Raw genomic sequence first — 8,737 nt, 5'->3', positions numbered from 1 at the left:
GGCGCCCGTTCGACGGCGGTCGCGTCCTCGGCCGCCGCCGCGGCCTTCGCTCCGGGCGCCGGGACGCTCGCCGTCGCGCCGGACGGGACGGGACCGCTGCTGTGGGACCCGGCCACGGGCGCCCGCCTGGGCCCGACGCTCGGCGGCGTCCCGGCCGGGGCGCTCGCCTTCGCTCCCGACGGCCGCACGCTCGCCTCCGCGCCCCGCCCGGACGGCACGCGAGCCTCCGGCGACGCCGCGACGGTGAGCCTGTGGAACGTGCCGGACGGCCGCCTGCTCCGCCGGGTCGCGATCGCGGGGGCCGTGTCCGTGGGCGGGCTGGCCGCCGGAGGCCACGTCCTCGCCGTGGCGCCCGTCACCGGGGAGTACGGGCCCGTCCGGGTGTGGGACCTGTCCCGCGGCGTGGAGATCGCCGTACCGCGCAGGACCGGATGGGACGTCATGGCGGCCGGCCCGGACGGCCGGGTTCTCGCGATCGGCGGGCGGGACGCCGCCCTGGTCGACCTGGCCGCCGGCACGGTCACCGGCCGTCCCTTCGGGCCGGTGCTCGACGGCGTGCGGTCGATCGCCTTCAGCCCGGACGGCTCGACGATCGCCACCGGCTTCCACGAGGCGGGCGTGGGCCTGTGGGACGCGCGGACGCTGCGGCGGGAGGGGACGCTCGCACCGGAGAAGGGCCGCTTCGACGACGTCGTGGCGCTCGCCTACGCGCCCGGCGGGCGGCTGATCGCCACCGGGGGCACGAGCGGGGAGGTCCGGCTGTGGGACGCCGCCTCCCGGTCGCCGCTCGGCCTGCCGTACGCCGTCCACGCCGGCCCGGTGCTCGCGCTCGCCTTCGGCGCCGACGGGCGGTACCTCTACAGCGCGGGGAGGGACGGGACGCTGCGGCGCTACACGGTCGACCCGGAACGGGCCGCGGCGGAGGTCTGCGCGCGGGCGGGCGGCCCCCTGGGAGAAGACGACTGGCGGCGCCTCGTGCCGGAGGCGCCCTACCGGAAGGTGTGCTGAGGGATATGAGGACCATCCGTCACCTGCTCGCGCGGCTCCTGCGACGGCCCGCCCTCGGCGACGCTCTCGTGGAGATCGAGTCGGTCGAGGTGGATCCCGATCCCGTCCCGATCGGCGGCGAGGACGCGGCCGTGACCGTCGACGTGGTCACCAGCGGCCCGGCCGACGAGGTCAGGGGCGAGCTGACGGCCCCGGACGAGTCCCGTACGCCGCTGCGCTTCGAGCGCGTGGAGCGCACGCCCTTCGAGGAGCGGTGGCGGGCCGGGCACGTGTTCGGCCGGGACGCGGCGGCGGGCCGCTGGCGCGTCGAGGTCGCCGCCGGCGACGTCGTCGAGGAGCGGGAGTTCGAGGTCCGCGCCGAGGAGAGATCGCGGCGGTCGAGGATCGACGGCTTGGAACTGTCCCCCGACCCGGTCGACGAGGGGAGCCCGCTGACCGTCTCCGGCCGCCTGGAGGCGGCGACCGGCAAGGACGACTGGGGCGGTCTTCCCGAACGGACGGTCACCCTGCTGTTCCGGGCCGACGACATGCTCGCCCGCAGGGAGGTGGCGCGGGTCGTCACCGGCAGGTCGGGCCGGTTCGACGCGACGGTGACGGCGACCGAATCCGGCTTCTGGTCGGCGGAGTTCCGCGGGTCCGCCGAGGACCGCGCGCGCCTCACCACCGCCAGGAGCGCCGAGGTCCGTTCGACGGTGCGCTCCGCCGGGGCCCTGACCAGGATCGCCTATTCGGCGAAACCCCAGAGCGGCAGGCCGGGCAGGAAGGCGACCCACACCGGCACGCTGCTCGTCCGGGTGGAGCCCGCCGGGCGGCCCGCCCGGTGGGACCCGCTGCCCCAGCAGCGCGTTTTGCTCTGGTTCGACCCCGCGGGCTCGGGCGCCGGCGCCGTACAGGGGTCCGCGACGACGGGATCGAACGGCGGGTTCACGCTGCGGAAGAAGGTGCCGTCCACGGGCGACTGGCACGTCCGCTTCGACTCGCAGGCGCCCGCGCAGCGCCGGTCGTCCAAGTCGCCGGTCCGCAGACTGACCGCGAGCTGAGCCGCCGCCCGGCGGTCACGGGCGGCAGCGGCCGGGGCCGGCGTGCAGGAAGCCGTCCCGGTCCGTCTTCATCGTCTCGTCGCCGCCCGCCCAGGCCAGCACCTGCCCGCCGCCGAGACCCGCCAGGTCGGCCGTCGTGAACGGCACCCTGCCCCGCAGGCTACGCCCGCCGGAGGTGCCGTTGACGGTCGCGACGTAGGGGACGCCGTCCCGCAGGGCGGTGAGCGTGCCGTCGGCGGCGCGCCAGCCCTCGGGCGGCGCCTGGAAGAGCCGGACGTCGCGCACCGACGAGGTCCACCCGCCGTTGTGCACGCTCCAGGCCACCGTGTCGCCGTCCCCGGTGTCCTCCAGGACCGAGAAGTCCTTGGCGACGTAGCCGGGGCACTCGGCGAGCAGCAGCCTGACGCCGCCGTCCTCGGCGCGCTCGACGGCGAGGACGCCCTTGGGCTCGGGTGTGCTGTCGCACGCCGAGGCGAAGAAGGCCAGGGCGGCCAGGGCGGCGGCCGTGCGTCCGGGCCCCGGCCTTCTTCTGCGCGTCATCGTCGTCCTTCCCCTCGAATTCCTAGCTCACCGGGCCCCAGTGCAGCGGCTGCCATTCGACGTAGCCACCCCACCACAGGTTGGCCTGGACCTCGAACTCGTTGGCGGCCACCTTGCTGCCGGTGGTCCGCTGCGAGTACCAGGTGGCCCCGCCGTACGCCGCGACGAACTGGGTGGCGTCCCGGTAGCGCGCCCACTGCTCGGAGTGCACCGCCTCGTGCCGTTCGAGGTCGGGGCCGTACTTCTTGGCCGTCTCGCGGCCGGCGACCCTCGCGATGTCGTCCCGCGCCTGCTTCTCCTCCCGCAGCCGGCCCTCGAACTCCTTCTTCGAGTGCGGGTAGAAGTGGACGTCCCCGACCGTCATGGGCTGGTCGCCGCCGGGGGAGCCGCCGTAGCAGACGTACTGCAGGGCCCGCCGTTCGCATCCCTCGCTGGCGAAGATCTCGTACGTCACCGCCAGCGCGTTCGCGCCGTTGAAGTTGTTGCCCCAGTGGAACGGTTTGGTGAGCAGCGCCTTGAACAGGTTGACGCCGTTGTCGCGGTTGAGCGGCTTGCAGTGGCAGCCGCCCGCCGGAGGCTTGGGCGACGGGCCGGGGGACGGCCTCGGCGTCGGGTAGCTCCTCTTCCCGGGCTTCTTGTGATGCTTCGGCGGCGTGACCTTGTGGGTCTTCGGGTTGTATCCGACCGACTGCTGCACCTTCTTCGAGCAGTTCGCGAGGGAGTACCGGCAGGAGTTGGGCCGCGACCCGATCTCCTCGCCCGTCGGGTCGCTGAACGTGACGGGGTTGTTGTTGCCGTAGGAGTATCCGTTGAGCGACTGGGCCTGGTCGGTGGACAGCACCGGGTCCACGCTCAGGAACCTGCCGGTGACCGGGTCGTACATGCGGGCCCCCACGTAGGTGAGCCCGGTGGCGGCGTCGGCGGGCTTGCCGAGGAACCCCTTGTCGTCGGGCCACGCCCCGCCGACCGTGTCCCCGCGCGGCGCGCCGAACGGGGTCGTGAACCGCTTGCCGATCGCCTGCCCGGCCGCCTCGACCGACAGCGAGGAGGTGCCGTGCTGATCGCCGGCGAGGAAGGAGACCGCGTTCTTCCCGGCCTGGGTGGTGCGCACCGCGATCACCTGGGTGCCGGCGGCGTAGAAACGGCTGCCCCAGGTCGTGACGGTGCCGCCCGTCTTCTTCGAGTGGATCTCGGTGGCGCCGAGGTAGAGCACGCTCTCCCCGTCGCCCATCGCGCGGCGGATCAGCAGCGCCCCGTCGGCGTCGTACAGGTAGGCCGTCTTCTGCGTGCCCTGGGTGAGGGTCGCGATGCGGCCCTGCGCGTCCCAGGTCAGCACCTGGCCGTCGCGCCCGGTTGTGTTGCCGGACTTGTCGTAGGAGTAGGTCGCGGTGGCGCCGGTGCAGGAGCCGGTCACGACCGCGGTCAGGGCGTGCCGCTTGGCGGTGTCGCCGTAGCAGTACGCCGAGGTGGTGGCGGTGGAGCCGCTGTAGCGGGTCTCCGTCGCCCGCAGCCCCGAGGCGTTGTAGGTGTAGGAGGTCCGGTACGGCGCGGCGCCGCCGAGCGTCCTGCTCGTGCAGTCGTCGGTGGCCGGGGTCCACGCCTCGGCCAGCCGGCGCTGCCCGTCGTACGCGAAGCACTGGATGTCGCTACGGCCGGCGCCGTCCTGGGTGGGGGTGTCGGCGATCTCGGTGACGTTGCCCGCGTCGTCGTAGTGGTAGGTCAGGTCCTGCGGCTTGACCGGTGTGGACTGCGTGGTCACGAAGGACCGCGTGAGCCGGTCGGTGCCCTCCTCGTAGGTGTTGTTGAGGAAGGTCTTCTTGGCCTGCGCGGCCCCCGACAGGCCGAGGGTGAACTGCAGGGGCCGGCCGAGCGCGTTGTAGTCGGCCTTCTGCAGGTAGTCGGTGGTGCCGGTCAGCCCGTTCACCTGCCCGGTCGGGGTGTAGGCCAGGCTGATCCTCTCCTCGGCCAGGCCGGCGGCCGCGGGCTCGGTGGAGCTCTTCAGCGTTCCGTCGAGGTTGTAGTCGCTGGCGAAGGTGTAGCTGCTCTTCGCCGCCCCGGAGACGACCATCGGGTCGTTCGGGTCGATGTCGATCCGGGTGCTGGTCGCGCGGTACTGGCCGTCGTAGGCGAGGATCTTCTTCGTGTACGCCTTGCCGGTCAGGCCGCCGTCGTAGCTGGTGGACGAGGCGAGCTGCCCCTTGGCCACGGTGTCGTAGGTCCAGGCGGCGAGCTTGTTCGCGTCGGTCCGCGACCCCGACCACAGCCCGGTCTTGCGGCCGAGCTCGTCGTAGCCGTACAGCAGGACCGTGCCGTTCGCGCCGGTGACCGTGTCGGTCTGGTCGAGCGCGGTGTAGCGGACGGTGCTGGCGCCCTTGTCGGGGTCGCCGATGCCGGTCTGCCGGGCGAACAGGTCGTAGGTGTAGGACCACTTCGCGCCGTCGGGACCGGTGACGGTCAGTTCCTTGTCGTCGGGCCGGTAGGTGAAGGACGTGGAGGTGTACCCGTCGGAGGCCAGGGCGCCCCACTGGGTGTCGGCGGGGGAGGGCGAGTTGTACTCGCGCCGTTCGACGGTGCGTCCCAGCGCGTCGGTGACGGTCCTGGTCGCCGTGCCGCCGGTCACCGCGCTGACGGCGGTGGAGTCGCCGGTGTGGGTCGTGGTGGTCGTCCACTTCTCCACGCCGTACGACAGGAACGTGGCGCGCACCTGCCGGCCGGCGCCGTCGAAGACGAGGTTCGTCTGCTTGGGCGCCTCGCCGTACTCCTCCCGGGTGTAGGTGGCGTTCGGCGTCTGCTCGGTGTCGAAGATGTCGGCGTAGGTCTCGTAGGCGAGGCCGCGTGAGTCGTAGCGGGTGTCGGTCAGGAGCCGGCCGCCGTTCGGGGTCGGCCTCTGCGTCTGCATCGGCCGCAGCAGCGAGTCGAAGATCTCGTAGGACCAGCTGGCCGTGGTGGACGACTTGACGGCCGAACTGCCGATCGCGGGCGCCTTGCCCCGCTGGTAGACGTAGGAGTAGGCGTAGGTGGGGGTCTGGCCGCCGTCCTTGCTGCGGTCCGGCAGCCATACGCCGGTGAGCCGGCCGAGGGCGTCGTAGGTCTGCTCGGTCTTGCCGTTGTCGGGGTCGTAGGTGCGCTCCGGAAGGCCGCGCGTCCCGTCGAGGAACGTCGTCGTCTTCTGCTGCTTGGCGTTGGTCTCCACCGTCTTGGTGAGCACCCCGGCGCCCGCGGGGGTGTACGCCGTGGTGGTGGGGTTGCCGCCCGCGTCGGTGACGGTCAGCGGCCTGCCCAGCGCGTCGTAGGTGGTCGACTCGACGCGCTGCCAGCCGGTCGGCGGGCGGTCGTCGCCGGTGACGGCCGGGGGATACCCGGTGGCCCGTCCCGTCCAGGTGGCGTCGCCCGTCACCGGCTTCCGGCTCGCCGACCACCCGGTCGCGGCGGTGTCGTCGTACACGGTGGCCGTGTCGGACAGCACGTCGCCCGAGGTGGCGGAGTCGGCGGGCAGCGACAGGTCGGCCTCCTTCACCGAGCAGGCGCGGCCGACGACGCGGGTGCGGGAGACCAGCGAGTTCAGGCCCTTGGCGTCGTCGCGGGCGTACCAGACGCGGGTGCAGGTCTCGTCGCCGCTCTTCGCGGTGTCGCCCGTGCTGTCCTGTTTGACCGCCATGCCGTACGAGTCGTAAGCCGTGGAGGTGGTGACGGTGCGCCAGGTCTTGGGGACGGTCAGGTAGGTGTGCTCCGACGTCTTGCCCATGCGCACGTAGTAGGCCTCGGTGTCGGCGTACGACTTGTGCTGGGTGGCGGTCTTCGCCGACCAGGGGTCGTTGACCGTGACGTCGACCGGGTTCGCCCCGTCGTAGGTGACCTCCTCGCGGGTGAAGCCGGCGTACTGCCCGGCGTCGGCGAGGTCGGGCACGTCGAGACCGGCGACGTCGAGGCCGGGCACCGTGGCGGCGCGCCGCCTGTCGGGGTCGACGGTCCTCGGGGTGACCGACTTGAGCAGCCGGTCGCCGTTCATGCCCTGCAGGTACACCGCGACGGTCTTCGTGCGGGTGCCGTCGGCGTCGCCGGTGTACGTCGTGACCTTCTGGTAGCCGCGCCACAGCGACCAGGTGCGCTCGTCGGCCGGGGTGAACGGGCTGTCGTTGTAGCGCCAGCCGGGCTTCTCGTACTCGTAGGCGAACTCGAGGAGCGGGTTGTGCCCGGCGGGGTCGGCGGTGTTCACCGCGAGCACGCGGTATTTGTTGAACCAGTCGATGGAGGCGTCGGTGGCGCCGTTGACGTGCCAGAACTGCGGATAGCAGGACAGCGCGTTGTCGTCCTCGGCCTTCGGCATCCGCGAGCCGCGCACGCATTCCGGTTCGTTGTAGCTGACCGTCGTGATCGCGCCGGTCTCCGAGGTGATCGTCTCGATGCGCGGCCTGGTCAGCGGCAGGATGTCGCCGCCTCCCGGCTGGGTGCCGCCGGCCACCCGGTTGGGCCGCATGGCGTAGGTGAACGAGACGGGGTCGAGCGTGATCGGCGTGTCACCGGCGGACCCCGTCCGCACGATCGACATCAGCGACAGCGTCTGGTCGGCGGAGCTGCCGATGTCGCCGCCGTCCAGGTACTTCTGCGTGAACGCCCACGAGTCGACCGGCTTGTACGCGGTGCCGGACAGGACGCTCGTCTCGATCTTCACCAGGCGCTTGCGGCTGAAGAAGGCCGGGCTCTCCGCGTGGCAGTCGTCCTTGTCCTCGTCCTTTTTGCAGATGGCGTCGAAGGGCACGTCGGGCCAGTTCTGCGCCGTGTCCTTGGTGAGGCTGCCGCAGTCGGAGGCCGTGCAGCGCTCGGCGTAGGAGAAGGCCACCTTGTAGGGCGCGTCCACGGTGAACAGCGTGTCGGACCGCTGCCCGTAGAGAATCCTGTCGAGGTGGCCGCCGCGGACGTAGGAGGTGGTCGCGGTGGCCGACTTGTTCTTCCGGTAGTAGTTGGTCTCCGGCGTGTACCAGTACGTCATGGCGTTGCCGTGGGTGTCCTCGGCGTAGTCGAGGTTCCACCGCCACGCCTGGACGACGGACCGGTCGGCGAAGGCGCCGCCCTTGTCGTAGCCGGGCTCGCCGGAGTCGTCGCCGTACACAGGGACCGTCCACACCGAGTCGGTCCGCTGGCCGCCCGCGCCGCTCGGCTTGTTCAGGCCGAAGACGTACTTGGTGCCGTCGCCGGTGACGACGGTCCAGTATTCGCCGTCGTCGTCGCCGTTGTCGGCGCCCGTGGAGTGGACGACGGTGGAGGCGTCGTCGTTCTTCAGCCGCCACTTGCCGCTGGTGTCGTCCTTGACCAGCTCGGTGGCCTTGCCGTTGAGGACGAGCGAGGCGTTGTCGTACTTCCAGCACAGGTCGTACTGCTTGTCGTGGCCGTCCTCGCGGCAGGTGCCGAACTGGCGGTCGATGTAGGAGGTGGCGGCGGTCTCGAAGCCCTCGCCGACCGAGGTGCCCTGGTTGTTGGTGGTGGAGGTGCGCCCGTCCACGCCGCCCGAGTCGTACGACAGGTCGAGCGCGGGCGCGGGACCCGCCGCGGGCTCCACCGGGGCGATGGGGTAGGACCAGGTGAAGGAGCCGGAGTTGCCGCCCGCCTCCCAGGTGGACGACGCGGAGAGCGGGGTCGCCGCGTAGTCGCCGCTGCCGTCCGCCGCCTCGCCTCCCTCGCCGGGGGTGCCGGCGGTCACGGCCAGCACGGCCGGGGCGGCGTCGAGCGCGACCGATGCCGAGAGTGTCCGCGCGGCGGCGGCGTTGGCGGTGTCGAGCGGCGTCCGCGTGCGGCACTCCTCCCGTTCCGGCGTGGTGGCCGCGCAGGCCGGCAGGCGCACGAGGCGCAGCCGCCCGCTCCACCCGCCGCCGTACGCGGAGGCGAACGCGGCGTAGCCGACGCTCAGCGTGGCGGTGCCGGGGGACTGCGCCGACACCTCCAGCAGCACGCCGTCCACTCCGGCCGCCTCGGCCGCGGCGCGGTCGAGCACCTGGACATGTGCCGCGGCGGGGGTTCGCGCGGAGGCCGCGGCCCCGGCGGAGTCACCCGGGGCAGCCGGGGCAGCCGGGGCGGCGGCATCGGCAGCGGGGGGCGCTGGGGTCCCTGGGGTCGCGGAAGCCGGGCCGGCCGGTTCAAGGGTGACGGGGAGC

At 72.7% G+C, this 8,737-nt stretch carries 3 protein-coding genes and 1 pseudogene; 2 read left to right on the top strand and 2 right to left on the bottom strand.

Annotated elements, in window-relative coordinates; translation table 11 throughout:
* Both AB0J39_RS35825 and AB0J39_RS35820 read left to right on the top strand, forming a co-directional pair.
* Positions 1–1,008, top strand: a pseudogene (locus AB0J39_RS35825) (hypothetical protein); the annotation flags it as partial.
* A gap of 5 nt (positions 1,009–1,013) precedes the next feature.
* Positions 1,014–2,048, top strand: a complete 1,035-nt coding sequence (locus AB0J39_RS35820; RefSeq protein ID WP_363472990.1) for a hypothetical protein — start codon at positions 1,014–1,016, stop codon at positions 2,046–2,048.
* Positions 2,049–2,063: 15 nt separating this feature from the next.
* On the opposite strand, the gene AB0J39_RS35815 is transcribed toward AB0J39_RS35820, so the two are convergent.
* Positions 2,064–2,588, bottom strand: coding sequence for a hypothetical protein (locus tag AB0J39_RS35815; protein ID WP_363472988.1), 525 nt, complete (start codon positions 2,586–2,588; stop codon positions 2,064–2,066).
* A 22-nt stretch (positions 2,589–2,610) separates the two neighbouring features.
* Positions 2,611–8,577 carry an RHS repeat-associated core domain-containing protein gene (locus AB0J39_RS35810; protein ID WP_363472986.1) on the bottom strand — a complete coding sequence of 1,989 codons (5,967 nt, stop codon included), beginning with the start codon at positions 8,575–8,577 and terminating at the stop codon, positions 2,611–2,613.
* Between the last annotated feature and the right edge of the window lie 160 nt (positions 8,578–8,737).

The sequence above is a fragment of the Microbispora sp. NPDC049633 genome (assembly GCF_040675265.1).
GTDB lineage: Bacteria > Actinomycetota > Actinomycetes > Streptosporangiales > Streptosporangiaceae > Microbispora > Microbispora maris.
This window is presented reverse-complemented; position numbering and strand designations above follow the sequence as displayed.